The sequence below is a fragment of the Pseudomonas sp. S2_C03 genome (genome assembly GCF_054668405.1).
On record NZ_CP162766.1, the window covers coordinates 550832 to 575217 of the forward strand.

22 protein-coding genes, 4 tRNA genes, 2 pseudogenes and 1 riboswitch are annotated in these 24386 nt (G+C 59.6%); of the genes and pseudogenes, 20 read left to right on the forward strand and 8 right to left on the reverse strand.

Translation table 11 applies throughout. The features are described 5' to 3' along the window. Positions 1 to 199: 199 nt before the first annotated feature. The 7 genes from AB4N64_RS02525 to astE all read left to right on the forward strand — a co-directional run bounded on the left by AB4N64_RS02525 (position 200) and on the right by astE (position 7973). Complete coding sequence (locus AB4N64_RS02525) at positions 200 to 1420, forward strand: aspartate aminotransferase family protein (protein ID WP_460121716.1); 1221 nt, start codon at positions 200 to 202, stop codon at positions 1418 to 1420. 166 nt (positions 1421 to 1586) lie between these two features. After that, entirely contained in the window at positions 1587 to 2606 is a 1020-nt protein-coding gene (aruF, locus tag AB4N64_RS02530) for an arginine/ornithine succinyltransferase subunit alpha (protein ID WP_460121718.1), read from the forward strand. A gap of 48 nt (positions 2607 to 2654) precedes the next feature. Beyond that, on the forward strand, positions 2655 to 3680 hold the full coding sequence (gene astA / locus AB4N64_RS02535; RefSeq protein WP_460121720.1) for an arginine N-succinyltransferase: 1026 nt from the start codon (positions 2655 to 2657) through the stop codon (positions 3678 to 3680). Continuing rightward, entirely contained in the window at positions 3677 to 5146 is a 1470-nt protein-coding gene (astD, locus tag AB4N64_RS02540; RefSeq protein ID WP_460126571.1) for a succinylglutamate-semialdehyde dehydrogenase, read from the forward strand. The genes astA and astD overlap by 4 nt, the downstream gene beginning before the upstream one ends. A 147-nt stretch (positions 5147 to 5293) precedes the next feature. Continuing rightward, positions 5294 to 6640 (forward strand): N-succinylarginine dihydrolase, encoded by a 1347-nt coding sequence (gene astB / locus AB4N64_RS02545; RefSeq protein WP_460121721.1) that lies wholly within the window; start codon positions 5294 to 5296, stop codon positions 6638 to 6640. 19 nt (positions 6641 to 6659) lie between these two features. Then, a complete protein-coding gene (locus tag AB4N64_RS02550; RefSeq protein WP_368554776.1) occupies positions 6660 to 6950 on the forward strand; it encodes a topoisomerase II in 291 nt (96 codons plus the stop codon). A 12-nt stretch (positions 6951 to 6962) separates the two neighbouring features. Continuing rightward, entirely contained in the window at positions 6963 to 7973 is a 1011-nt protein-coding gene (gene astE, locus AB4N64_RS02555) for a succinylglutamate desuccinylase (protein ID WP_460121723.1), read from the forward strand. A 130-nt stretch (positions 7974 to 8103) separates the two neighbouring features. Here astE and AB4N64_RS02560 read toward each other — a convergent pair whose 3' ends face one another. Then, positions 8104 to 8613 carry a 6,7-dimethyl-8-ribityllumazine synthase gene (locus AB4N64_RS02560; protein ID WP_460121725.1) on the reverse strand — a complete coding sequence of 170 codons (510 nt, stop codon included), beginning with the start codon at positions 8611 to 8613 and terminating at the stop codon, positions 8104 to 8106. 100 nt (positions 8614 to 8713) lie between these two features. Further along, positions 8714 to 8884: riboswitch (FMN riboswitch) on the reverse strand. Between the two features lie 184 nt (positions 8885 to 9068). Here AB4N64_RS02560 and ltaE point away from each other — a divergent pair. The 7 genes from ltaE to AB4N64_RS02595 all read left to right on the forward strand — a co-directional run bounded on the left by ltaE (position 9069) and on the right by AB4N64_RS02595 (position 15031). Further along, complete coding sequence (gene ltaE / locus AB4N64_RS02565) at positions 9069 to 10073, forward strand: low-specificity L-threonine aldolase (protein WP_460121727.1); 1005 nt, start codon at positions 9069 to 9071, stop codon at positions 10071 to 10073. A gap of 146 nt (positions 10074 to 10219) precedes the next feature. Beyond that, positions 10220 to 12844, forward strand: coding sequence for an alanine--tRNA ligase (gene alaS / locus AB4N64_RS02570; RefSeq protein WP_460121729.1), 2625 nt, complete (start codon positions 10220 to 10222; stop codon positions 12842 to 12844). A 91-nt stretch (positions 12845 to 12935) separates the two neighbouring features. Beyond that, on the forward strand, positions 12936 to 14177 hold the full coding sequence (locus AB4N64_RS02575) for an aspartate kinase (protein WP_460121731.1): 1242 nt from the start codon (positions 12936 to 12938) through the stop codon (positions 14175 to 14177). 179 nt (positions 14178 to 14356) lie between these two features. After that, positions 14357 to 14545 carry a carbon storage regulator CsrA gene (gene csrA / locus AB4N64_RS02580; protein WP_002554426.1) on the forward strand — a complete coding sequence of 63 codons (189 nt, stop codon included), beginning with the start codon at positions 14357 to 14359 and terminating at the stop codon, positions 14543 to 14545. A 62-nt stretch (positions 14546 to 14607) separates the two neighbouring features. Continuing rightward, positions 14608 to 14698 (forward strand) — tRNA-Ser (locus AB4N64_RS02585). Between the two features lie 108 nt (positions 14699 to 14806). After that, positions 14807 to 14883 (forward strand) — tRNA-Arg (locus tag AB4N64_RS02590). A gap of 71 nt (positions 14884 to 14954) precedes the next feature. Next, positions 14955 to 15031, forward strand: a tRNA-Arg gene (locus tag AB4N64_RS02595). Positions 15032 to 15050: 19 nt separating this feature from the next. Here the strand turns inward: AB4N64_RS02595 and AB4N64_RS02600 are convergent. Next, on the reverse strand, positions 15051 to 15560 hold the full coding sequence (locus tag AB4N64_RS02600) for a cell envelope protein SmpA (RefSeq protein ID WP_460121733.1): 510 nt from the start codon (positions 15558 to 15560) through the stop codon (positions 15051 to 15053). A gap of 320 nt (positions 15561 to 15880) precedes the next feature. On the opposite strand from AB4N64_RS02600, the pseudogene mgtE reads away from it, so the two are divergent. Further along, a pseudogene (gene mgtE, locus AB4N64_RS02605) lies at positions 15881 to 17322 on the forward strand (magnesium transporter). A 101-nt stretch (positions 17323 to 17423) separates the two neighbouring features. On the opposite strand, the gene AB4N64_RS02610 reads toward mgtE, so the two are convergent. Then, positions 17424 to 17750 (reverse strand): Arc family DNA-binding protein, encoded by a 327-nt coding sequence (locus AB4N64_RS02610; protein ID WP_460121735.1) that lies wholly within the window; start codon positions 17748 to 17750, stop codon positions 17424 to 17426. A 110-nt stretch (positions 17751 to 17860) separates the two neighbouring features. Here AB4N64_RS02610 and AB4N64_RS02615 point away from each other — a divergent pair, with 110 nt between their 5' ends. Next, positions 17861 to 18106, forward strand: a complete 246-nt coding sequence (locus tag AB4N64_RS02615) for a hypothetical protein (protein WP_460126902.1) — start codon at positions 17861 to 17863, stop codon at positions 18104 to 18106. A 31-nt stretch (positions 18107 to 18137) separates the two neighbouring features. Beyond that, entirely contained in the window at positions 18138 to 18701 is a 564-nt protein-coding gene (gene phnN / locus AB4N64_RS02620; protein WP_460121737.1) for a phosphonate metabolism protein/1,5-bisphosphokinase (PRPP-forming) PhnN, read from the forward strand. Here the strand turns inward: phnN and AB4N64_RS02625 are convergent. After that, entirely contained in the window at positions 18676 to 18849 is a 174-nt protein-coding gene (locus AB4N64_RS02625) for a PA3371 family protein (RefSeq protein WP_460121739.1), read from the reverse strand. The genes phnN and AB4N64_RS02625 overlap by 26 nt on opposite strands. Before the next feature lie 23 nt (positions 18850 to 18872). After that, positions 18873 to 19091, reverse strand: a complete 219-nt coding sequence (locus tag AB4N64_RS02630) for a hypothetical protein (RefSeq protein ID WP_460121741.1) — start codon at positions 19089 to 19091, stop codon at positions 18873 to 18875. Between the two features lie 294 nt (positions 19092 to 19385). Here AB4N64_RS02630 and AB4N64_RS02635 point away from each other — a divergent pair. Together AB4N64_RS02635 and AB4N64_RS02640 are read left to right on the forward strand one after the other, a co-directional pair. Continuing rightward, positions 19386 to 19462 (forward strand) — tRNA-Arg (locus AB4N64_RS02635). Between the two features lie 133 nt (positions 19463 to 19595). Then, positions 19596 to 19967: a c-type cytochrome gene (locus tag AB4N64_RS02640; protein ID WP_460121743.1), complete on the forward strand. Its 372-nt coding sequence runs from the start codon at positions 19596 to 19598 to the stop codon at positions 19965 to 19967. Between the two features lie 206 nt (positions 19968 to 20173). Here the strand turns inward: AB4N64_RS02640 and AB4N64_RS02645 are convergent, their stop codons facing one another. The 3 genes and pseudogenes from AB4N64_RS02645 to AB4N64_RS02655 form a co-directional block, all read right to left on the reverse strand. Continuing rightward, complete coding sequence (locus AB4N64_RS02645; RefSeq protein ID WP_460121745.1) at positions 20174 to 20704, reverse strand: hypothetical protein; 531 nt, start codon at positions 20702 to 20704, stop codon at positions 20174 to 20176. Positions 20705 to 20946: 242 nt separating this feature from the next. Continuing rightward, positions 20947 to 21810, reverse strand: a complete 864-nt coding sequence (locus AB4N64_RS02650; RefSeq protein WP_460126573.1) for a methyl-accepting chemotaxis protein — start codon at positions 21808 to 21810, stop codon at positions 20947 to 20949. Next, positions 21805 to 22587 (reverse strand): annotated as a pseudogene (locus AB4N64_RS02655) (MCP four helix bundle domain-containing protein); the annotation flags it as partial. The pseudogene AB4N64_RS02655 and the gene AB4N64_RS02650, both read right to left, overlap by 6 nt. A gap of 407 nt (positions 22588 to 22994) precedes the next feature. Here AB4N64_RS02655 and AB4N64_RS02660 point away from each other — a divergent pair. Further along, positions 22995 to 24386, forward strand: a complete 1392-nt coding sequence (locus AB4N64_RS02660) for a c-type cytochrome (RefSeq protein WP_460121747.1) — start codon at positions 22995 to 22997, stop codon at positions 24384 to 24386.

The following is a 24386-nucleotide window of genomic DNA, read 5'->3' on the forward strand; positions in this document are numbered from 1 at the left end:
CGCCTCTGCCTCTGAGCCCGTGCGCAGTTTAAACTGCGCCTTTGCGACGCTATATGTCGCATTGCCGTAAACCCGGCTGAAACCGGGGTTTGCGCTATAAGAAGTTGTCGCTTGGCGACAAGGACGGGCTGAAAACTGTCCTTACAATCCCCCCATCGCTCGCCAGTTTCAGGCGGGTGTTCCTCTTCAGGAGACTCCGATGTCCGTTGAGCACGCTGCGGTAGAACGCGCTGATTTCGACCAGGTAATGGTTCCCAACTACGCGCCTGCCGCTTTCATTCCGGTACGTGGCGCCGGTTCCCGCGTGTGGGACCAGTCCGGCCGTGAGCTGATCGACTTCGCTGGCGGGATTGCCGTTAACGTATTGGGCCACGCGCACCCGGCACTGGTCGGTGCCTTGACCGAGCAGGCGAACAAGCTGTGGCACGTATCGAACGTGTTCACCAATGAGCCGGCCCTGCGCCTGGCGCACAAGCTGATCGACGCGACCTTCGCCGAGCGTGCCTTCTTCTGCAACTCCGGTGCCGAGGCCAACGAGGCTGCGCTGAAGCTGGCCCGTCGTGTCGGTTTCGACCGCGCCGGCAGCGAGAAATACGAGATCATTGCCACGGTCAACAGCTTCCACGGCCGCACCCTGTTTACTGTGAACGTGGGTGGCCAGCCGAAGTATTCCGACGGCTTCGGTCCGAAAATCACCGGTATCACCCACGTGCCGTACAACGATCTGGCAGCGCTCAAAGCCGCCATTTCCGACAAAACCTGCGCGGTGATCATCGAGCCGATCCAGGGCGAGAGCGGCGTCATCCCGGCTGAACTTGAATACCTGCAAGGTGCCCGTGACCTGTGCAACGCACACAACGCGCTGCTGATCTTCGACGAAGTGCAGACCGGCATGGGCCGCACTGGCCACTTGTTCGCTTACCAGCATTACGGCGTGATCCCGGACATCCTGACCAGTGCCAAGAGCCTGGGCGGCGGTTTCCCGATCGCCGCGATGCTGACCACCGACGCGTTGGCCAAGCACCTGGTCGTCGGCACCCACGGCACCACCTACGGCGGCAACCCGCTGGCGTGCGCCGTTGGCGAAGCCGTGATCGACGTGGTTAACACCCCGGAAGTACTGGCCGGCGTGAAAGCCAAGCACGACAAGTTCAAGGCACGCCTGGAGCAGATCGGCGAGAAATACGGCCTGTTCACCCAGGTGCGTGGCATGGGCCTGTTGATTGGCTGCGTGCTGACCGATGCCTGGAAAGGCAAGGCCAAGGACATCCTCAACGCCGCTGAAAAAGAGTGCGTGATGGTCCTGCAGGCCGGCCCGGACGTGGTGCGTTTCGCCCCGAGCCTGGTGGTGGAAGACGCCGACATCGACGAAGGCCTGGACCGCTTCGAGCGTGCGGCGGCAAAACTGACGCAAGCCTGATAGACCCTTCGGCGCCCTGATATTTCGGGCGTCGATCAGAATTTTTGTATGCCGGGCCGAGATCTCCTGTGGGAAATTTCCACTGTGGAACACCCACAGAAGGGATCACAAGGGGTTGAAAGGCCCGGCTTATTTTCCTCAAAGAGTTGAAAAAAGGAGTGACACCATGCTGGTGATGCGCCCCGCGCAAATGGCTGATCTGGGCGAGGTACAGCGTCTGGCTGCGGACAGTCCGATTGGTGTCACTTCCTTGCCGGATGACGTTGAACGCCTGAGCGACAAGATTGCCGCGAGCGAAGCTTCCTTCGCCGCCGAGGTCAGCTTCAACGGTGAAGAATCCTATTTCTTCGTCCTTGAAGACACCGCCACCGGCAAGCTCGCCGGATGCTCGGCCATTGTCGCATCGGCCGGTTATTCCGAGCCGTTCTACAGCTTTCGCAATGAAACCTTCGTGCACGCCTCCCGCGAGCTGAAGATTCATAACAAGATCCACGTGCTCTCGCAGTGCCACGACCTGACCGGCAACAGTCTGCTGACCAGTTTCTATGTGACCCGCGACCTGGTGGGTTCGCCCTGGGCGGAACTCAATTCCCGCGGACGCCTGCTGTTCGTTGCCAGCCACCCGGAGCGTTTCGCCGATTCAGTGGTGACCGAGATCGTTGGCTACAGCGATGAAAACGGCGACTCGCCGTTCTGGGACGCCATCGGCCGCAACTTCTTCGACCTCAACTATGCCGAGGCCGAGCGCCTGTGCGGGCTGAAGAGCCGTACCTTCCTCGCCGAGCTGATGCCGCACTACCCGATCTATGTGCCGCTGTTGCCGGACTCCGCGCAGGAAGCCATGGGCCAGGTGCATCCGCGGGCGCAGATCACCTTCGACATCCTGATGCGCGAAGGCTTCGAGACCGACCACTACATCGACATTTTCGACGGCGGTCCGACCCTGCACGCCCGTGTATCCGGCATTCGCTCGATTGCCCAGAGCCGCGTGGTGCCGGTGAAAATCGGTGAGACGGTCAAAGGGGTAGGGCGTCAATACCTGGTGGCCAATGCCCAGTTGCAGGATTACCGCGCCGTATTGCTCGAGCTCGATTACGCGCCGGGCAAACCCGTCACCCTGGATCTGGAAGCCGCCGAAGCCCTGGGCGTCGGCGAAGGTGCCAGCGTGCGCCTGGTGGCGGTTTAACGCCTTACATTTGGCGGGTGGCGCAAGCGGCCCGTTTGAGGAGATAGCATGATCGTTCGTCCCGTACGCAGCAGCGATTTACCCGCTCTGATCGACCTGGCCCGCAGCACCGGCACCGGCCTGACCACCTTGCCGGCCAACGAAGAACGCCTGACCCATCGGGTCGGCTGGGCCGAGAAGACCTTTCGCGGCGAAGCCGGGCGGGGCGATGCGGACTACCTGTTCGTGCTCGAAGACGACGACGGCCGTGTCGTCGGCATTTCCGCCATTGCCGGTGCCGTGGGCCTGCGTGAGCCGTGGTACAACTTTCGCGTCGGCCTGACCGTCAGCGCCTCGCAAGAGCTGAATATCTACCGCGAAATCCCGACCCTGTTCCTGGCCAACGACCTGACGGGCAACTCCGAGCTGTGCTCTTTGTTCCTGCACGCTGATTACCGCACCGGCCTGAACGGTCGCATGCTGTCCAAGGCGCGCTTCATGTTCATCGCCGAGTTCCCGCAACTGTTCGGCAACAAGATCATCGCCGAAATGCGCGGCGTGTCCGACGAGGCCGGGCGTTCGCCGTTCTGGGAGAGTCTGGGCAGGCATTTCTTCAAGATGGAATTCAGCCAGGCCGATTACCTGACGGGCGTGGGCAACAAGGCATTCATCGCCGAACTGATGCCCAAGTTTCCGCTGTACACCTGCTTCCTGTCGCCGGATGCTCGCAATGTCATCGGCCAGGTGCACCCGGACACCGAGCCTGCGCTGTCGATGCTGCGCAGCGAGGGTTTCAGCTATCAGGGTTATGTCGACATCTTCGACGCAGGCCCGGCCATCGAATGCGAAACCGCCAAGATTCGTGCGGTGCGCGACAGCCAGGCGCTGGTGCTGGCCATCGGCACGCCGGGTGATGACGCCACGCCATTCATCATTCATAACCGCAAGCGCGAAGACTGCCGCATCACGGCTGCACCGGCACGCTTCGCCGCCGGCACGCTGGTGGTTGACCAACAGACCGCCAAGCGCCTGCAACTCACCGCTGGCGATCAGGTGCGCGCCGTTCCGCTGTCCGCTGCCCGGGAGTCGAAATAATGAATTCGTTATACATCGCAGGTGAATGGCTGGCCGGCCAGGGCGAAGCCTTTCAGTCGCTGAACCCCGTGACCCAGCAAGTGTTGTGGGCCGGCGAGGGCGCCACTGCCGCCCAGGTCGAGTCGGCCGTCCAGGCGGCACGCCAGGCGTTTCCCGATTGGGCCCGTCGTACGTTGGAGGAGCGCATCTCGGTGCTGGAAGCCTTCGCCGCCGCGCTGAAAAATCACGCGGATGAACTGGCCCGCACCATCGGTGAGGAAACCGGTAAACCGTTGTGGGAAGCGGCCACCGAAGTCACCAGCATGGTTAACAAGATTGCCATTTCGGTACAGAGTTACCGCGAACGCACCGGCGAGAAGAGCGGCCCGCTGGGCGACGCCACCGCTGTGTTGCGACACAAGCCACACGGGGTGGTGGCGGTGTTCGGCCCGTACAATTTCCCTGGTCACCTGCCCAATGGTCACATCGTGCCGGCGTTGCTGGCCGGCAACAGCGTACTGTTCAAGCCGAGTGAGCTGACGCCCAAAGTCGCAGAATTGACGGTCAAGTGCTGGATCGAAGCAGGCCTGCCGGCAGGCGTGCTGAACCTGCTCCAGGGTGCGCGGGAAACCGGCATCGCCCTGGCGGCGAATCCAGGCATCGACGGTTTGTTCTTCACCGGTTCCAGCCGTACCGGCAATCATCTGCACAACCAGTTTGCCGGCCGCCCGGACAAGATCCTGGCCCTGGAAATGGGCGGCAACAACCCGCTGGTGGTCGACGAGGTCGCCGACGTGGACGCGGCGGTGTACACCATCATCCAGTCGGCGTTCATCTCTGCCGGCCAGCGTTGCACCTGTGCACGCCGCCTGCTGGTGCCGCAGGGCGCCTGGGGCGATGCGTTGCTGGCACGGCTGGTGGCCGTCAGTTCGACCCTCGAGGTCGGTGCCTTCGATCAGCAACCGGCACCCTTCATGGGGTCGGTGATTTCCCTGGGCGCGGCCAAGGCCTTGTTGGATGCCCAGGCGCATCTGCTGGCCAACGGCGCCACGGCGTTGCTGGAAATGACCCAGCCCCAGGCCCAGGCGGCATTGCTGACCCCAGGCATTCTGGACGTGACGGCGGTGGCCGAGCGTCCGGATGAAGAGCTGTTCGGCCCGTTGCTGCAAGTGATTCGCTACGCTGATTTTGCGGCAGCCATTGCCGAAGCCAACGACACCGCCTACGGCCTGGCCGCTGGCTTGCTGTCAGACTCCGAGGCGCGTTACCAGCAATTCTGGCTGGAAAGCCGCGCCGGTATCGTCAACTGGAACAAGCAACTGACCGGCGCCGCGAGCAGCGCACCGTTCGGCGGCGTCGGCGCCTCGGGCAACCACCGCGCCAGCGCCTACTACGCAGCGGATTACTGCGCCTACCCGGTGGCCTCGCTGGAGACCCCGAGCCTGGTGATGCCGGCTGCCTTGACGCCGGGCGTGAAGATGGCGTGATGCCCATCGCGAGCAAGCCCGCTCCCACACTGGATGTGTGTCCGACACATAACCCCTGTAGGAGCGGGCTTGCCCGCGATGGCCACGCCGCAATCTCAGAAATTGTTACTGAAGCCTATAACAACAGATCCTCGTGGAGCCTCGCTGATGAAATCCTGTGAAGTCAATTTTGACGGTCTAGTGGGGCCGACCCATAACTACGGCGGTTTGTCCTACGGTAACGTCGCGTCCCAGAGCAACAGCCAGCAGTCTTCGAACCCGAAGGAAGCCGCGCTGCAAGGCCTGGCGAAAATGAAAGCCTTGATGGACATGGGCTTTACCCAGGGCGTGCTGGCGCCACAAGAGCGCCCGGATGTGGCCGCGCTGCGTCGCCTTGGCTTTGCCGGCAGCGATGCGCAGGTGATCGAACGCGCTGCCAAAGAGGCCATGCCTCTGCTGGTGGCCAGTTGCTCAGCGTCGAGCATGTGGGTGGCCAACGCCGCCACGGTCAGCCCAAGCGCCGATACGGCCGATGGGCGTGTGCATTTCACCGCCGCCAACCTCAACTGCAAATACCACCGCAGCATCGAGCACCCCACCACCAGCCGCGTGCTGGGGGCGATGTTCGCTGATCAGAAACACTTCGCCCACCACGCCGCGTTGCCGGCGGTGGCGCAGTTCGGTGACGAAGGCGCGGCCAACCACACGCGTTTTTGCCGTGAGTACGGCGAAGCCGGCGTCGAGTTCTTCGTGTTCGGTCGCAGCGCGTTCGACACTCGCTACCCGGCACCGCAGAAATACCCGGCCCGTCAAACCCTCGAAGCGTCCCAGGCCGTCGCACGCCTGCACGGCCTGAAGGACGATGGCGTGGTCTACGCCCAGCAAAACCCGTCAGTGATCGACCAGGGCGTGTTCCATAATGACGTGATCGCCGTCGGTAATGGCGAAGTGCTGTTCTACCATGAGGACGCCTTCCTCGAGACCGACACAATGCTGGCCGAGCTGACGAACAAGCTCGCCAAGGTCGGTGGGAAATTTCAGTCGGTGTGCGTACCGCGTTCGGCGGTAACCGTCGAAGACGCGGTTCGGTCCTACCTGTTCAATAGCCAACTGCTGTCGCGTCCTGACGGCTCCATGCTGTTGATCGTGCCGGAAGAATGCCGTGGCAACGAACGTGTCTGGCAATACCTGCAGGGTTTGACCGGCTCGGGCGGACTGATTCGCGAGGTCAAGGTGTTCGACCTCAAGCAAAGCATGCAGAACGGTGGCGGCCCAGCTTGCCTGAGGCTGCGCGTGGCGCTCAATGAAACCGAACTGGCGGCCGTCAACCCAGGGGTTATCATGACGGCACCGTTGTACGGCACCCTCACCGAATGGGTGAACAAGCACTACCGCGACCGCATGGCCGAAAGCGACCTGGCGGACCCGCAATTGCTGCTTGAGTGCCGGACGGCACTGGATGAACTGACACAAATCCTTAAACTGGGCGCGGTTTATCCTTTCCAGATCAATTGAAGTCGAGAGCGTAAAAAACATGAGCGATACCCTGCAGCTGATCCTTGAAGACACCGACGGCACGCAACTGGAAACCTCCTGCACCCGCGTCGCGGTCCTGTGGCAAGGCAAGGAGCTGTGGATCCAGCAGGACGGTCGCGGCCAACTGCTGATCGGCGTGGATGTCGAAGAAGGTGACGCCGAATACGCCAACCTGCTGCTTCGCCCATTGGCGACTAATCTGGTAAGTCTGCAACTGGAGATGGAACCGGCTGACCTCGGCGACGAAGACGGTCACGTTCACGGCCCGGATTGCAACCACGACCACTAAGGGAACCGCTCTATGCTCGCCCTCGGCAAACTGCTTGAACTGACCCTCGCCGGCCGTGAACCGGCGGAGAAGACTCAACTGACTGTCGAAGGCGTGCGCATGCGCTGGTTGAGCGAGGGTGCGCTGGAAGTCCGGCCGCCCGAAGCCCGTGACAATGGCCTGGACCTGCTGCTGTCGGCGGGCATCCATGGCAATGAAACAGCACCGATCGAATTGCTCGATCGGCTGTTGCACGACATCGCCCGCGGCGACCTCAAGCCGCGCGCCCGTATCCTGTTCCTGTTCGGCAACCCTGAAGCGATTCGCAAGGGCGAGCGCTTCGTCGAGCAGGACGTCAATCGGCTGTTCAACGGCCGTCACGAACAAAGCAGCGGTTCAGAGGCGCTGCGCGCCTGTGAACTGGAGCGCCTGGCGGCGAGTTTCTTCAGCCTGCCGGATCGTGAACGGCTGCACTACGACCTGCACACGGCGATCCGTGGATCGAAGATCGAGCAATTCGCGCTGTACCCGTGGAAAGAAGGTCGCCAGCATTCGCGCCGTGAACTGGCGCGTCTGCGTGCTGCGGGTATGGAAGCGGTGTTGTTGCAGAACAAGCCGTCCATCGTCTTCAGCTCCTACACCTACGACAAGCTGGGGGCCGAGTCCTTCACTCTGGAATTGGGCAAGGCGCGGCCGTTCGGGCAGAACGATGGAGTCAACGTCAACCTGCTGGAAACGCGCCTCAAACAGATTATCGAAGGCAACGAACCGTCCCAGGCCGATGCCCAGCTGGACGGCTTGCAGCTATTCAGCGTGGCGCGCGAAATCATCAAGCACAGCGACAGCTTCCGCCTGAACCTGCCGGCGGACATCGAGAATTTTTCGGAACTGGAAGTGGGTTACCTGCTGGCCGAAGACATCGCCCAGACCCGCTGGATCATCGAGGAAGAGGGCGCCCGGATCATTTTCCCCAACCCGAAGGTCAAGAACGGCTTGCGCGCGGGCATCCTGATCGTGCCGACCACTGACGAAAACCTGGTCTGATTTAGAACAGATCCCTCTGTAGGAGCGAGCATGCTCGCGATGAATGCCCAGACAGCGCGGGTATTCAGCAGCCCGGAGTTATCGTTGGCGACCATCGCGAGCATGCTCGCTCCTACAAGTGATGCGGTGTTTACACCGCTACCGCCCGCGGCTCACTGCGATGCAGCGCCCGCACTTTTTTCAGCGTATCCGCACACGTCCTCGCCGCTTCCTGGCCCTTGTGCACAAAATGCTCGAAGAAGAACTTCTGGTGTTCCTCACCGGCGTGGAAGTGGTGCGGGGTCAATACGACTGAGAACACTGGCACTTCGGTTTCCAGTTGCACCTGCATCAGGCCGCTGATCACCGACTGGGCGACGAATTCATGGCGATAGATGCCGCCATCCACCACCAGGCCGGCGGCGACGATGCCGGCATAACGGCCGGTTTTGGCCAGCAACTTGGCGTGCAGCGGAATTTCGAAGGCGCCACCGAGTTCGAAGAAGTCGATGTCCGATTCCTGATAACCCTGGGCTAGCATTTCTGTGACGAAGCCCTTACGGCTCTGGTCGACGATTTCCTTGTGCCAACACGCCTGGATGAACGCGACGCGCTCGCCATGAGGGTGTTTGCTTTTGCTATCGATTGCGGTGGGTTGCATGTTCTGACTCCTGTTTAATGAACAAACAGGGCATATGAATCGAAGGGGATCTAAGGGTACGCGCTCGCACGAGTGCTCGCAGGCGGCCCTTTGGCGTTAATCCCGTTCTCTCTTCATCCGGACTATGACCGTCGGCCCCGGAATCACACCGGGTCTGCTGACCTTGCCGCCACCACGATCAAAACCGTGCTGTCACCAAGCGCTCGCGGGCTATGCGCATTTGCGCGCAATTACCGCCGGTGGGGAGTTACACCCCGCCCTGAGAACGTTTTGCCGGCAGAATGTCTGGCGGCGCAGCTTTTGTAACATATCTTTCCCGTGCACGCATTGATGCTTTCAGATGATTGCCATCGTTTTTTTTGTTGGATCAGCCGCCCTCAAGGGTTGATTAATCGCGCTCATGACCGCAGTAATCCCCCTCTGACAATCATTTCCTGCAAACCGAGGCCAGATTCATGAGCGTTATCGATCTTCGCAGCGACACCGTCACCCAACCGACTCCAGGGATGCTCGACGCAATGGCCGGGGCGGCCACCGGGGACGACGTCTATGGCGAGGACCCGACGGTCAATCGTCTGGAGGCCGAGTTGGCCAAGCGCCTGGGTTTTGCCGCAGCGTTGTTCGTGCCAACGGGCACCATGAGCAACCTCTTGGGGTTGATGGCGCATTGCGAGCGTGGCGACGAGTACATCGTTGGCCAGCAGGCCCACACCTACAAGTACGAAGGCGGCGGCGCCGCGGTGCTCGGCTCGATCCAGCCACAACCCCTGGAAGTCCAGGCCGACGGCTCGCTGGATCTGGCCCAGGTAGCGGCCGCGATCAAGCCGGATGACTTCCACTTCGCTCGCACCCGTTTGCTGGCGCTGGAAAACACCATGCAAGGTAAGGTGTTGCCGCTCTCGTATCTGGCCGAGGCACGCCGATTCACCCGTGAACATGGCCTGCAACTTCACTTGGACGGCGCCCGCCTGTACAACGCAGCGGTCAAGCTTGGGGTGGAGGCTCGCGAGATTGCCCAGCATTTCGATTCGGTGTCGGTCTGCCTGTCCAAAGGACTCGGGGCGCCGGTGGGGTCAGTGCTGTGCGGCTCAAATGAACTGGTCGCCAAGGCCCGGCGCCTGCGCAAGATGGTCGGCGGCGGCATGCGCCAGGCGGGCATCCTCGCCGCAGCGGGGCTGTATGCGCTGGACCACAATGTCCAGCGCCTGGCCGATGACCATGCCAACGCCCAGCATCTGGCCGACGGCCTGCGCGCAGCGGGGTACGAGGTCGAGCCGGTGCAGACCAACATGGTCTATGTGCAGATCGGCGACAAAGCCGAGGCACTCAAAGCGTTTGCCGCTGAACGCGGGATCAAGCTCAGCGCTGCCGCCCGTCTGAGAATGGTGACGCACATGGACGTCAGCCGCACACAAATCGAGCAAGTCGTCGCGACATTCGTCGAGTTTTCACATAAGTGATAGCGTTAGCGGTCCAATTGACCGTTTCTATCGTATAAACACGCTGTACCCCGCGCGCAGGGCCGATATAATGCGGCCCTTTGCCGTCGTTTCGTCTGGTGACGTTTCGAACAGGCCTTTGGCCGCAGCCTCCGTGGAAGAACCTAATGAAAAGCGCAGAAATCCGTGAAGCCTTCCTTCGCTTCTTCGAAGAGCAAGGCCACACCCGTGTAGCCTCCAGCTCTTTGATTCCGGGCAACGACCCGACCCTGCTGTTCACCAACGCGGGGATGAACCAGTTCAAGGACTGCTTCCTGGGCCAGGAAAAACGCGCGTACACCCGCGCCGTCAGCAGCCAGAAATGCGTGCGCGCCGGCGGCAAGCACAACGACCTGGAAAACGTCGGTTATACCGCCCGTCACCACACCTTCTTCGAAATGCTGGGTAACTTCAGCTTCGGCGACTACTTCAAGCGCGATGCGATCACGTACGCCTGGACCTTCCTGACGTCCGACAAGTGGCTGAACCTGCCGAAAGAAAAACTCTGGGTCACGGTATACGCCAGCGACGACGAGGCCTACGACATCTGGACCAAGGAAGTCGGCGTTCCGGCCGAGCGCATGGTCCGTATCGGCGACAACAAGGGCGCGCCGTACGCCTCCGACAACTTCTGGACCATGGGCGACACTGGCCCGTGCGGTCCTTGCACCGAGATTTTCTTCGACCACGGCGCCGACATCTGGGGTGGCCCACCGGGCTCGCCGGAAGAAGACGGCGACCGTTACATCGAAATCTGGAACAACGTGTTCATGCAGTTCAACCGCACCGCCGACGGCGTGTTGCACCCGCTGCCTGCGCCGTCGGTGGACACCGGCATGGGCCTGGAGCGTATCAGTGCCGTGCTGCAACACGTTCATTCGAACTATGAAATCGACCTGTTCCAGAGCCTGCTGAACGCGTCGGCCAAGGCCATCGGTTGCACCAATGACGCCCAGGCTTCGCTGAAAGTCGTGGCTGACCACATTCGTTCCTGCGGTTTCCTGATTGCCGACGGCGTGCTGCCGTCCAACGAAGGCCGTGGTTACGTACTGCGCCGGATCATCCGTCGCGCCTGCCGTCACGGCAACAAACTGGGCGCCAAGGGCAGCTTCTTCTACCAGATCGTCGCGGCCCTGGTCGCCGAGATGGGCGAAGCCTTCCCGGAACTGAAATCCCAGCAGGCGCACATCGAACGCGTGCTCAAGGCTGAAGAAGAGCAGTTCGCCAAGACCCTGGAGCAGGGCCTGAAAATCCTCGAGCAGGATCTGGCCGGGCTCAAGGGTGACGTGGTGCCGGGCGACGTGGTGTTCAAACTCTACGACACCTACGGCTTCCCGATGGACCTGACCGGTGACATCGCTCGCGAACGCAACCTGACCCTCGACGAAGCAGGCTTCGAGCGTGAAATGGAAGCCCAGCGCGTCCGTGCCCGTTCCGCCAGCTCCTTCGGCATGGACTACAACAGCCTGGTCAAGGTTGATGTGGACACCCAATTTACCGGTTACAACGCCACCAGCGGCTCGGCGAAAATCGTTGCTCTCTATAAGGACGGGCAATCGGTCGACGTATTGAATGAAGGTGAAGAGGGCGTGGTCGTGCTCGACCAGACGCCGTTCTACGCTGAGTCCGGTGGCCAGATCGGCGACTGCGGCTACATCCAGACCGGCAGCGGTCGTTTCGACGTGCGCGACACCACCAAGACCGGCGGCGCATTCCTGCACCACGGCGTGCAGGCCCTGGGCAACCTGACCATTGCGGCGCCGGTGCAAACCCAGGTCGAAGCCGACGTGCGTCATGCCACTTCGCTGAACCACTCGGCTACCCACTTGCTGCACGCCGCGTTGCGCAAAGTGCTGGGCGATCACGTGCAGCAAAAAGGTTCGCTCGTCGACAGCCAGCGCCTGCGTTTCGACTTCAGCCACTTCGAAGCGATCAAGCCTGAACAGATCAAGGCACTGGAAGACATCGTCAACGCCGAGATCCGCAAGAACTCCGCCGTTGAAACCGAAGAAACCGACATCGACACCGCCAAGAAGAAAGGCGCCATGGCGCTGTTTGGCGAGAAGTACGGCGACAGCGTACGTGTGCTGAGCATGGGCGGTGATTTCTCCGTCGAGCTGTGTGGCGGTATCCACGCCAACCGTACCGGCGACATCGGCCTGCTGAAAATCATCAGCGAGGGCGGTGTGGCGGCAGGTGTGCGTCGTATCGAGGCCGTCACCGGTGCAGCGGCACTGGCGTACCTGAACGCTGCCGAAGAACAACTCAAGGAAGCGGCCAGCCTGGTCAAGGGCAGCCGCGACAACCTGATCGACAAGCTGTCGGCTGTGCTGGAGCGCAACCGTCTGTTGGAGAAACAACTCGAGCAGTTGCAAGCCAAGGCAGCCAGCGCGGCGGGCGACGATCTGTCGGCTTCCGCCCTGGACGTCAAGGGTGTGAAAGTGCTGTCCGTCCGTCTGGACGGTCAGGACGGCAAGGCGCTGCTGGCGCTGGTCGATCAACTGAAAAACAAACTCGGCCGCGCAGTGATCCTGCTCGGCAGTGTCCATGAGGAAAAGGTCGTTCTGGTTGCAGGCGTAACCAAAGACCTGACTGGCCAACTCAAAGCCGGTGATTTGATGAAGCAGGCCGCTGCGGCAGTGGGCGGGAAGGGCGGTGGTCGTCCGGACATGGCGCAAGGCGGTGGTACCGACGCCGACGCACTGGACGCGGCACTGGCCCTGACCGTTCCATTTGTAGAGCAGGGTTTATAAGGCAGCGTGCCCGGCCCGCGGCCCCGTGGCGGGCCGGCGCGCTGTTTGAGTGATTATTTGGGCGCCCTTCATGGGCAGAGGCGGCTTTGAAATGGCTTTGATCGTACAGAAATTTGGAGGCACCTCGGTCGGCACTGTCGAGAGAATCGAGCAGGTTGCCGACAAGGTTAAGAAATTCCGCGATGCCGGCGATGACCTGGTGGTTGTGCTGTCTGCAATGAGCGGCGAAACCAACCGTCTGATCGATCTGGCCAAGCAAATCAGTGGCGAAGGTCAACCGGTTCCGCGTGAACTGGACGTGATCGTTTCCACCGGCGAGCAGGTGACGATTGCACTGTTGGCCATGGCGCTGATCAAGCGAGGCGTGCCAGCGGTGTCCTACACCGGCAACCAGGTGCGTATCCTGACGGACAGCGCTCACAATAAAGCGCGTATCTTGCAGATTGATGACCAGAAAATTCGTGGTGACCTGAAGGCCGGTCGCGTGGTGGTTGTCGCCGGCTTCCAGGGCGTCGACGAGTACGGCAATATCACCACCCTCGGTCGTGGCGGCTCCGACACCACCGGCGTGGCACTGGCGGCAGCCTTGAAGGCAGACGAGTGCCAGATCTACACCGACGTCGACGGCGTCTATACCACCGACCCGCGTGTGGTGCCCGTGGCTCAGCGCCTGGACAAGATCACCTTCGAAGAGATGCTGGAAATGGCCAGCCTCGGTTCCAAGGTGTTGCAGATCCGCGCGGTGGAGTTCGCCGGCAAGTACAACGTTCCGCTGCGCGTACTGCACAGCTTCAAGGAGGGTCCGGGCACCCTCATTACTATCGATGAAGAGGAAACCATGGAACAGCCGATCATTTCCGGCATCGCTTTCAACCGCGATGAAGCCAAGCTGACCATCCGTGGCGTGCCAGACACCCCGGGTGTTGCATTCAAGATTCTTGGCCCGATCAGCGCCGCGAACATCGAAGTCGACATGATCGTGCAGAACGTTGCGCACGATAACACCACCGACTTCACCTTCACCGTGCATCGCAATGACTACCAGGCCGCCCAGAGCGTGCTGGAAAACACGGCCCGTGAAATTGGTGCCCGGGAAGTGGTGGGCGACACCAAAATCGCCAAGGTCTCGATCGTCGGCGTCGGCATGCGTTCCCACGCAGGCGTCGCCAGCCGCATGTTTGAATCCCTGGCCAAGGAAAGCATCAACATCCAGATGATCTCGACTTCGGAAATCAAGGTTTCCGTGGTCATCGAAGAGAAGTACCTGGAATTGGCTGTGCGCGCTCTGCACACGGCTTTCGAACTGGACGCACCGGCCCGCCAGGGCGAGTGATGCGTTTGCCAAAGGGCGCGGTCTGACCGCGCCCTTTTGTTTTTTTGAATGGCGCAGCGTTCTTTTGTCTGCGCTGGTCAATACTCAGGCATGTAGGGCACCGATCGTTGCGGTTGTCGGTCGAGTGCCTTTTTTTTGCAGACTGTTGTTCCCGAAATGAAATGCGTGAGGAGAAAGGTATGCTGATTCTGACTCGTCGGTGTGCAGAAAGCCTGATCATCGGTGATGGCGAAATCACTGTGACCGTGCTCGGCGTCAAAGGAAACCAGGTGCGCATCGGCGTCAATGCGCCGAAAGAGGTTGCGGTGCACCGTGAGGAAATTTACCTGCGTATAAAGAAAGAGAAGGACGAAGAACCAAGCCATTAATTTTTATCGTTTTTTATGTTTGCAAACGGGGAAGAAGCTGGTTAATATACGCCCCGTGTTGCGGAGAGCTGGCCGAGTGGCCGAAGGCGCTCCCCTGCTAAGGGAGTACACCTCAAAAGGGTGTCGGGGGTTCGAATCCCCCGTTCTCCGCCATTATTTGCGTAGTACGTTGTAATCTGGCTTCTTCGGTAAGTTGTTGAAATTACTAGAAAAAAGCGCTTTACAAAAAGATTTGACGGCCTATAATGCGCGGCAACAAATGCACTCGTAGCTCAGCTGGATAGAGTACTCGGCTACGAACCGAGCGGTCACAGGTTCGAATCCTGTCGAGTGCACCATTTAAGAGTTGTTTGCAGTGATGTAAATGACTTGGCTTCAACCAGTTGTGATCTGGTATAAAAACACAAATGCACTCGTAGCTCAGCTGGATAGAGTACTCGGCTACGAACCGAGCGGTCACAGGTTCGAATCCTGTCGAGTGCACCATATACCAAGAAGCCCGCGTTTAACGCGGGCTTTTTGCTGTCCGGGATTTGGCTTTTCCGCTCACGCATCCTTTCTCATCGAATTCGACATGCGCACTGCGACCCCGTTGATTGTCGTAGCGGTAAATCGTGGCTGAATTGCGCACGGTCACCTTGTCGGGCTTGCCGAGCGCGCTTTCGACATCCTGCTGGCTCATGCCGGCGACAACCCGCTGATTGATGTTGCCTTCCCGGCGTTGCCTGGCGTTGATCAGGTTGCCGCAGGTGTCTTGGGCCTGACCAACGATGGTTGGCGCTCTCCTGGTGTAAGCGGGTTGGCGGGCATCGGCTTCCGGCATCAGGGGGACCATTGTGCCAGGCAGGTAGGTGTGTACCTCTTGCAGCGATTGTGTATCTGCGCTCGCGCAACCCCGTGTGGTGAACGTGAGGTGCCCGCTGGCGGACTCGCATCGGTGAACGGTGATTGCGGGTGCCTCAAGCGGCAGGCCAAGCAGGGCGGTCAGCAAAAAATAATGGGTATCCGATGGCATCAAACGTCCTCCGTGACGGTCTGACTCAAGGTTAGCCGCTACATTTTTCTGCATGGGTGTGTTTTCTTTTCAGAATGAGTCGTCGCACTTTCATGGATCAGGATGGCGCTCAAGTTTGTCTTGCAAGCGCTTGTTTAGGCCAAGATTTTTTAACGTTAAAAAACGTCGGGCGGTGTATCATTGCGCCCGTCAGCCCCGCCGGGGCTTGTGGAATACCTCCATGGACTTACCCAGTAGACATTCAGTAAACCGTTTTTCCAATCAAGAATTGACTGATTGATCCTCCCGGCGTGCTCCGCTGCTGGGAGTGGAGTTCGCCTATGTCTGAAATTGAAGTAAAGAAAACACAGGAAAGCCTGCAGGATCGCCTCGCTCAAGTGATTGAGCTGTTGCAGCGTCAGCGCATGGTCGAAGACCTGACGCACCGCGAGCAGGGCCCGAATCAAGACCGGGTCGAAAGCCTGGTTCACCGGCAGAACCTCGTCGAGCTGCAACGCAAACTCGATGACCTGCACTCCGCCGACGTTGCCTACATCCTTGAAGCCCTGCCGCTGGACGATCGTCTGACGCTGTGGCAACTGGTCAAGGCCGATCGCGACGGTGACATTCTCCTCGAAGTATCCGACTCGGTTCGTGAAACACTGATCGCCGACATGGACGATCACGAGCTCCTGGCGGCCGCCAAGGACATGGATGCCGATGAGCTCGCCGACCTGGCGTCGGAGCTGCCCCGTGACGTCGTCCATGAGCTGATGGAAACCCTCGATGCGCAACAGCGTGAGCGCGTTCGCTCCGCGTTGTCCTATGACGAGGAGCAAGTCGGTGCGCTGATGGACTTCGAGATGGTGACTATCCGTGAGGATGTCAGTCTCGAAGTGGTCTTGCGTTACCTGCGTCGCCTCAAGGAGCTGCCAGGCCACACCGATAAACTGTTCGTGGTCGACTACGACGGCATCCTCAAGGGAGTGTTGCCGATCAAGCGGTTGCTGGTGAACGACCCGGACAAGCAAGTCGCGGAAGTCATGGCCAGCGATCCGGTGAGTTTCCACCCGGATGAAGACGCCTATGACGCCGCGCAGGCATTCGAGCGTTACGACTTGATCTCCGCGCCGGTGGTCGACAAAAACGGCAAGTTGATCGGCCGTCTGACCATCGACGAAATGGTCGACCTGATCCGTGAAGAGAGCGAAACCGAAGTTCTCAACATGGCGGGTCTGCGTGAAGAAGAAGATATTTTCGCCTCGGTCTGGAAGTCCCTGCGCAACCGCTGGGCGTGGCTGGCGATCAACCTGATCACGGCCTTCATTGCCTCCCGCGTGATCGGTTTGTTCGAAGGCTCGATCGAGAAACTGGTGGCGTTGGCGGCGTTGATGCCGATCGTTGCAGGTATCGGTGGTAACTCGGGCAATCAGACGATCACCATGATTGTGCGTGCCATGGCGCTGGATCAGGTGAGCACCGGCAACACGTCGCGGTTGATGCGCAAGGAGTTGGCGGTCGGCCTGATCAATGGCCTGGTCTGGGGGGAGTCATTGGTGCGGTTGCCTACATGCTGTACGGCAGTTGGTCGCTGGGTGTAGTAATGACTGCCGCCATGACCCTCAATCTGCTGCTGGCGGCGTTGATGGGGGTATTGATCCCCATGACCCTGGCGCGACTGGGTCGCGATCCGGCGATGGGCGCCAGCGTGATGATCACGGCGATGACCGACAGCGGTGGCTTCTTTATCTTCCTGGGGCTGGCGACGATCTTTCTGCTCTGAGGCCCGCAAAACACAAAAACCCGCTTCGGCGGGTTTTTTTATGGGTGAATTTCAGGCAAAAAAAAGCCAGCGATCAGGCTGGCTTTGAGCATTCAGGTCAATCAGGTAGCGTCTGCGGCCATTTCAGCGTCATGCGCGATCAGCGAAACGAGAGCGTTTTGCTGGCGATGGGAGAGCTGGCGGAAGCGTTGCAACAGTTCGCGTTCGTGCAGCGACAGCTCTGGGCTGTCCAGGCGCATGCTCAACTCTTCGCCCAATGCGCCTTCCTGAATAAGACTCTGCTCCAGGCGCGCAATGATTTCGGAGTTCATGCTGCGATGATGATTGCGGGCCACCTCGGCAATGCGCTCACGCATTCCGTCTGGCAGGCGTACGACGAACTTGTCAGCCGTACGGCTGGAGTAAGTTATCTGTTTCGCTGGGCGCATATATTTAACCGGTTAGTTCAGGGGAGCGGTTCACGGGATTGGCCGCACGATGTCTGTTAGGACAAGCGCTCCGGCCAAATGTTCAACCTGAATTGAAAGAGGCTCGCATCATGCCTCAAAGTAGCCAGTTGATTGGCGTCAATTCTGTGACAAATATTGAACTGGATAAAGGCGATATGCCAGCACCAATTATCAGAAATGCGGACTGGTTTGAAAAGCGAGCCCAGATCCGTATCGCCGACCGCGTCCTGTTGCCCGACGGCGGATGTCCGAAGACGCCCAACGGTGCAAACTATGCGAACTCAATCACATTTCCTTATCTTATACAGAATAGTGGCAAATGGCCGATTTACTAGTGGCATTTCGATCACGAGGGGCTGATTCAGGATGAAAGGCAGGCTGATTTACCTGATGGGGCCGTCCGGTTCGGGCAAGGACAGCTTGATCGAGGCGGCGCGAACGCCCTTGCTGGCCCTGGGGTGTGAAGTGGCGCGCAGAATCATCACCCGTTCGGCGCAGGCGCTGGGCGAAGATGCAATCCCAGTCTCTCGCGAGGAGTTCGAGCGCCGGCAGCGGGCGGGGGAGTTTGCGCTGTGCTGGAGTGCCCATGGCCTGGATTACGCAATCCCTGCGTCGATTGATCAGTGGTTGGAGAATGGCCGTGATGTATTGGTCAATGGCTCTCGCGGGCATCTGGCTCAAGCATTGGAGCGCTACCCGGCATTGCTGCCTATCCTGTTGACGGTCAAGGATGACGTATTGCGTGAGCGTCTGCTGCGGCGTGGGCGGGAGAGCCTGTCGGAGATTGACGCGCGCTTGAAGCGTAATGGAATGTTCATGTCCGACGATGCGGTATACATCCATCGACTCGACAATTCCGGCGACTTGGCCACCACGGTAATCCAGTTACTGGACCTGCTGCGGCTCAGCGCAAGACCGGATCAAACTTGATCCTGCGACCCGCAATCAGTGCCAGTACGAACAGTGCAGTGAACACGCCACAGGCGGCCAGGGGAACAAACGAATCCAAAGCCTGCGACGCATGGAGCATGCCGCTTGAAAGGGCGAGGATAAAAAAACCGGCGGCTGATTTGGACATGCAGTGCTCCTTGGGTGGTGGGGTCAAAATACCAGGCGATCAGAAGAGGGAGGCAACGGCTTCACGTCCTGGTCCCGACCTATGAGGCCTTGCTGATCACCGACCATCGCCCATTGCGGGGCTTTCTGGATTTGCAGGTAGTGAGGCGTACGCTGCGCCATCAGATCAGAATCTTTCTCGGGGTGAGTACCCAGCAGGGTGGCCAAAGCGATTGCGTTCGCCAGCAAGAGAGCCTTGTTCATGTCGACCGGCCTCCAATCTTCTATGTGAACATTCAAAGCAGCCGGCGTGCCAACAGTCTAGTGACTATTAAATCATTTAAAAACAATACGTTAGAATAGTTTTTAGGTGCGACTGCATTGCAATTTGCATTGATGGCATATTGCAGTGATGCAAATTACCCGATCAACAATTCCCGCTTCTGTGGCGGGCGCCTGCCTACACTTAAAAAGCCCTACGGACGACATGACAAATGCAGACGTGGCCGTTAACATGCACGCCGTCCATCGCACCGCGTTCTCTCGTGGTCGACTTGTGTCTCAGTAGCTCAATTGGATAGAGCATCCCCCTCCTAAGGGGAAGGTTGGCAGTTCGAACCTGCCCTGGGACACCACCTATTCGGGCCGTTCTGGTCTCCTCTGCCCACATGCTTGCTTTTCCAGCGGTGTTGGCAGGCGTAAAGCCCCTCCCGGCATGATCCCGGAGGGGCTTTTTGGTGTTCACGGCACAAGGAAGGCCGCCTCGAAATGAAGTTATTACTCATCGCTTCGCTGAGTCTGCTATCCCTCCCGTCCCTGTCCTTTGCGGATAGTGTGAATGGCAAAAATCTCTTTCTTCAGCGGTGCGCCATGTGCCATGGGACAGATCTCCAGGCCACCGGCCCACTGGCTCATAAAAGCACCCCTGCAACACCCGACCTGACAACGGCCACGTTCAAGAAACGGTTGAGTGAGTACCCTGGGGTAATCGTCTCTTCGGTCATACTGCGGCCCAATGGAGATCTGATTCCAAGGACATTGCGCGAGAACGGTGTGAAGCTGCCAGCGCACGCCTGGAGCGTTCAGGACCTGCGCGATCTGAATCAATACATGGCGGGTGTGATCGCAACAAGCCGATGATTGGCGGGGTCAGGCCAGCGCATTGCGCGCGATCGGTAGCGGGGGGAGAGAAGGCACGTACTGCCTTCTCTGCTTCTTGCGTTTTAGCGGGGCCGCTTAGGCGGCTCGGGTGGGCGCGACGAGCCGGGGCGAGGCTTGTCGTCCCGCACAAATCGCATCGGTGGTGGTGGCGGCGGCGGCGGTTTTTGTGTGGTCATTTCGATCACCTAGGGATGGTGGAAGACATAAAATGGTACGAACGATAGCAGTGCGAACAAGATTGTCGCGGCCATGAACGTTGAAAGCTCGTTCAGGTACTCCAGGCGGCGATCATTGTTCAGCGCGTTCGTTGTAGCTCCCGTGATGTATTGATTGTAAATGAATATGGACATCTGCTTGTCCGTCTCTTCCACGCCGTCATCGAACGCCGCGTAGAGTTTGAGCATCTGGGTCCTGTACGCTTCGATATCTTCCAAAGTGGAAAGGGCTTTATCGAACACTCGTAGATTCCACGCCCTCCAAAATTTCCACACGCCTACTGCCAGGCATATGCAGGCATACCAATAAAATATCCAGAAAAACACCCCTACGCCCCCGTCCGCTGTGGCTGGTGCTTTGTCGAGCATGTAGGAGAAAAAGCTCAGTAAGGCGACCAGAATTGCAAGCGGCAGGCTCAATCGTGCTATCAGTTTTTCTTTTCTCTCCAGCTCGTAGTAATAAACCTTCTCAGCGAAATGGAATCGCTCCCTGTCGTCCATGTGATGGTAATCCCTGTTAAATCGGCCGTTAAGCAGATGGGCGGTTTACGGCCAAGCTGCCTGAGTGATTCTGTTTTCAAGGGTATAACCGTAACGTCAAGGCGGAAGCTAAAGACTGTGACCCACTGTTTCCATTTGCTCGGAGAGACCGAGAGTCCGCTTCGTCGGCTTGAGCTATTTAGTTAGCGAAAACCAGGGCAAGGCCAGCGCCTTGCACGCCGACCTCGTCCCCCGTCGCCTCATTACAATCGAAACCGACTCACCAACGCATTAAACGAAGCCGCCAGATTCGACAGCTCCTGCGTCGAAGCGCTGGTCTGGTGCGCGCCTGCCGCCGTTTGCGTGGACAGGTCCTGGATGTTGACCAGGTTGCGATCCACTTCGCGGGCCACGTGGGCCTGTTCTTCAGACGCTGTGGCGATGACGAGGTTGCGGTCGTTGATCTGGGCGATGCCGTCGGCGATCTGTTCCAGCGCCTGGCCGGTGGCTTGTGCCAGGGTTTGGGTTTCGCTGACCAGTGCCTGGCTCTTGCCCATGGCGCCCACGGCTTCGTCGGCGCTGGTGCGCACGCTGTTGATCATGCCTTCGATCTCTCCAGTGGAAGCCTGTGTTCGGGCGGCCAGCGCGCGGACTTCGTCGGCGACCACGGCAAAGCCGCGGCCCTGTTCGCCCGCTCGTGCGGCTTCGATGGCGGCGTTCAGGGCCAGCAGGTTGGTCTGCTCGGCGATCCCGCGGATCACGTCGAGGACCTTGCCGATGTCGCGCACTTGGTCTGCCAGGTCCTTGACCATGGTGGTGGAGGTGGCGATTTCGCTGGTGGCGTTGTTGATTGCGCTGACGGCACTTCGCGCCTGGTCGCGGCCGTTGCTGGCTTGCTGACTGGTCGCCTGGGACGCTTCGGAAGTGGAGACGGCGTTGCGCGCCACTTCTTCCACGGCTGAGGTCATTTGCGTCACGGCAGTGGCGGCCTGTTGAATTTCGTCGTTCTGGCGCACCAGCCCACGGCTGCCATTGTCGGTCACGGCGGTCAGCTCTTCGGCGGCCGAGGCCAATTGGTCGGCGGCGCTGGCGATCTGCTGGATGGTGTTTTTCAGACTGCCCTGCATGTCGGCCAAGGCGGTGAGCAGCTGGCCCGCTTCATCGCGACCGGTGCTGGTGATGTGTTGGGTCAGGTCTCCGCCGGCAATGCTGCGGGCACTTGCCACGGCGTAAGCGATGGGGCGGCTGATCAAGCGGCTGATGAACAGGCCGAGCAAGATGGCGGCAATGAAGGCCAGGGCGATGCCGATGTACAGCGAGGTCTTGGCTGACGACTCGGACAGCACCGCATTGTTTGCCGCTTGGCTGACTTGCTGGTCGTTGGAGTCGTTCATCAGGGTCAGTTCGTCCATGACCACGCGGTAATTCTTCTGCAAATCACCGAGCAACAGCGTTCGGCCGTTTTCCACGTCTCCGGCCTTCATCAGGTCCAGATACTTTTGCACGATCGCCTGGTAGACAGGCCAGGCTTTTTCCATTCGGTCGGCGGCGGCGCGTTCATCGTCGGCCAGCTGCGTGCGTCGATATTCTGCGAACGCTTTTTCGCTCGCCAGTTTGTTGGCTGCCATCGAGGAAAGAAATTCATCCTTGGTCGCTTGTGGCAGGCCAGCGGCGGTCGCGACGTAGAGTCGATACATGTCGCGGGTCTGTCCGACCGCCTTGATCTTCGTCTGCGCGATATTCATCACGCCGACCAGATTGTTGTCGAACACCGATCTCAGGCTCCCCGAGAGTTCACTCACTCCCCGGCTTCCCAGTAGGCCGACTCCCAGGGTGATGAACGCGCACAGCGCGAAAGCTGTAATCAATTTGGTCGAGAGTTTTGCGTCGTTGATCCAACTCATAAGGCATCCTGCGAGTGTGTGGGAGGCGGTTAGTTTTCGGTTGTTGCCGGAAAACTTTTAATAGTCGTCGTACATCTATCGGCGGGAACGCTAATGGCTGAAGGGTTTTTGCTCATTTTTAGTAACAAAAAGATGAGCTGGTTTTCGCGTGCAGGAGCCATATTAGTTCGCCATCATTTCCCTATCAATCGTTAGAAACGCCGACCTAGAGCGCTCAGCACAAACATACATAAGATGGCAATTGGCCTTTTCTTCTTGTTGCCAAGTGTTACATTGTGTGAAATATTCCCCGCAAATTCATACGACATCGTACCTCTTCAGCATGATTTTTCATGATGGCGGGGACAGGTGTTCCTGATTTTCACGACCGTGAAAAACACAGAAACCAGTTGCCTGGGGAAGGACTGATGCCGCGTCGCATTGATAAGGGAAAACGCAGGGCTTGCGCCTTTGCAGGATTGATTACGCTGACGATGGCCACGGCCGCCGCAGCCTCCACCGAGATGCTCGACAGTCATGCGTCCGCCGGCAAGCGCCTGGCCGTCGCCGCCGACTGCGTGGCGTGTCACACGGCGCCGGGAGGCAAGCCTTTCGCCGGTGGTTACGCGCTCAGTTCGCCGATGGGCACCCTCTTCTCGACCAACATCACGCCGTCGAAAACGGCGGGCATCGGCAACTACACCGCCGAGCAGTTCGCCCGTGCGGTACGTGACGGGGTCACGCCCGATGGCACCCACCTGTACCCGGCGATGCCATACACCTCGTATTCGAAGATGACCGACAGCGATGTCGCCGAACTCTACGACTACTTCATGCACGAAGTGCGACCAGTCGATACGCCGAACCAGAAAACCTCGCTGGACTTCCCGTTCAGCGTTCGCGCCTCGATGATGGGTTGGAACGCGTTGTTTCACAGCGACAAGCGTTTCAGCCCGGACCCGGCCAAATCGGCCGAGGTCAACCGCGGCGACTACCTGGTCAATGGCCTGGCGCACTGCGACACCTGCCACACCCCGCGCAACCTGTTGATGGCGGCTGACAACAGCAAGCCACTGGCCGGTGGCTCGCTGGGCAGTTGGTACGCGCCCAACATCACCTCCGACAAGGTCAGCGGTATCGGCGCCTGGTCCAACGACGAAATCGTCACGTATCTGCGCACCGGTCATGTCGAAGGCAAGGCCCAGGCTGCGGGACCGATGGCCGAGGCTGTGGAACACAGCCTGCAATACCTGAGCGATGCGGACCTCAAGGCCATCGCCGCCTATCTGCAACAGACCACGCCAATCAAGACCGGCGAGGCGAAGGCTCGTCACGAGTACGGCCAGGCTTCGGTGGATGAACTGACCCTGCGCGGTGGCAAGCCTGAGGACAATCCAGGCTGGCACATCTTCAGCGGCACCTGTGCCAACTGCCATCAACCAAACGGGCAGGGCAACAAGGAATTCCCCTCGCTGTTCCACAACACTGCCACCGCTCGCACGGACAACCTGATCGCGACCATCGTCTATGGCGTGCATCGCGAAGTCGACGGCGTGGCCATCGACATGCCGGGTTTTGGCCCGGACGCGCTGTTCACCGACCGCCTGAACGATCAGCAGATCGCCGACGTCAGCAACTACGTGCTGTCGCGCTATGGCAATGCCACCAGCGTCGTCACCGCCGCCGATGTCGCGCAGGTCCGTGAAGGTGGCCCGAAGGCGCCATTGGCGGTGATGGCGAAATACACGGTCCCGGCAATCATCCTCGTGTGCGTGCTGATTGGCCTGTTCGCGATTTCCCGTCGTCGCAAGGGAGCCTGA

Excerpts from the sequence above, each read along its gene's own strand:
- AB4N64_RS02600 (WP_460121733.1), bottom strand. The coding sequence starts at position 15,560 with ATGCCATCGGATACCCATTATTTTTTGCTGACCGCCCTGCTTGGCCTG.
- AB4N64_RS02660 (WP_460121747.1), top strand. The coding sequence starts at position 22,995 with ATGCCGCGTCGCATTGATAAGGGAAAACGCAGGGCTTGCGCCTTTGCA.
- aruF (WP_460121718.1), top strand. The coding sequence starts at position 1,587 with ATGCTGGTGATGCGCCCCGCGCAAATGGCTGATCTGGGCGAGGTACAG.
- AB4N64_RS02575 (WP_460121731.1), top strand. The coding sequence starts at position 12,936 with ATGGCTTTGATCGTACAGAAATTTGGAGGCACCTCGGTCGGCACTGTC.
- AB4N64_RS02610 (WP_460121735.1), bottom strand. The coding sequence starts at position 17,750 with ATGCGCCCAGCGAAACAGATAACTTACTCCAGCCGTACGGCTGACAAG.
- AB4N64_RS02525 (WP_460121716.1), top strand. The coding sequence starts at position 200 with ATGTCCGTTGAGCACGCTGCGGTAGAACGCGCTGATTTCGACCAGGTA.
- AB4N64_RS02625 (WP_460121739.1), bottom strand. The coding sequence starts at position 18,849 with ATGTCCAAATCAGCCGCCGGTTTTTTTATCCTCGCCCTTTCAAGCGGC.
- AB4N64_RS02550 (WP_368554776.1), top strand. The coding sequence starts at position 6,660 with ATGAGCGATACCCTGCAGCTGATCCTTGAAGACACCGACGGCACGCAA.
- AB4N64_RS02650 (WP_460126573.1), bottom strand. The coding sequence starts at position 21,810 with ATGCAGGGCAGTCTGAAAAACACCATCCAGCAGATCGCCAGCGCCGCC.
- astA (WP_460121720.1), top strand. The coding sequence starts at position 2,655 with ATGATCGTTCGTCCCGTACGCAGCAGCGATTTACCCGCTCTGATCGAC.
- astE (WP_460121723.1), top strand. The coding sequence starts at position 6,963 with ATGCTCGCCCTCGGCAAACTGCTTGAACTGACCCTCGCCGGCCGTGAA.
- ltaE (WP_460121727.1), top strand. The coding sequence starts at position 9,069 with ATGAGCGTTATCGATCTTCGCAGCGACACCGTCACCCAACCGACTCCA.
- AB4N64_RS02630 (WP_460121741.1), bottom strand. The coding sequence starts at position 19,091 with ATGAACAAGGCTCTCTTGCTGGCGAACGCAATCGCTTTGGCCACCCTG.
- astB (WP_460121721.1), top strand. The coding sequence starts at position 5,294 with ATGAAATCCTGTGAAGTCAATTTTGACGGTCTAGTGGGGCCGACCCAT.
- phnN (WP_460121737.1), top strand. The coding sequence starts at position 18,138 with ATGAAAGGCAGGCTGATTTACCTGATGGGGCCGTCCGGTTCGGGCAAG.
- csrA (WP_002554426.1), top strand. The coding sequence starts at position 14,357 with ATGCTGATTCTGACTCGTCGGTGTGCAGAAAGCCTGATCATCGGTGAT.
- AB4N64_RS02560 (WP_460121725.1), bottom strand. The coding sequence starts at position 8,613 with ATGCAACCCACCGCAATCGATAGCAAAAGCAAACACCCTCATGGCGAG.
- AB4N64_RS02645 (WP_460121745.1), bottom strand. The coding sequence starts at position 20,704 with ATGGACGACAGGGAGCGATTCCATTTCGCTGAGAAGGTTTATTACTAC.
- AB4N64_RS02640 (WP_460121743.1), top strand. The coding sequence starts at position 19,596 with ATGAAGTTATTACTCATCGCTTCGCTGAGTCTGCTATCCCTCCCGTCC.
- alaS (WP_460121729.1), top strand. The coding sequence starts at position 10,220 with ATGAAAAGCGCAGAAATCCGTGAAGCCTTCCTTCGCTTCTTCGAAGAG.
- AB4N64_RS02615 (WP_460126902.1), top strand. The coding sequence starts at position 17,861 with ATGCCTCAAAGTAGCCAGTTGATTGGCGTCAATTCTGTGACAAATATT.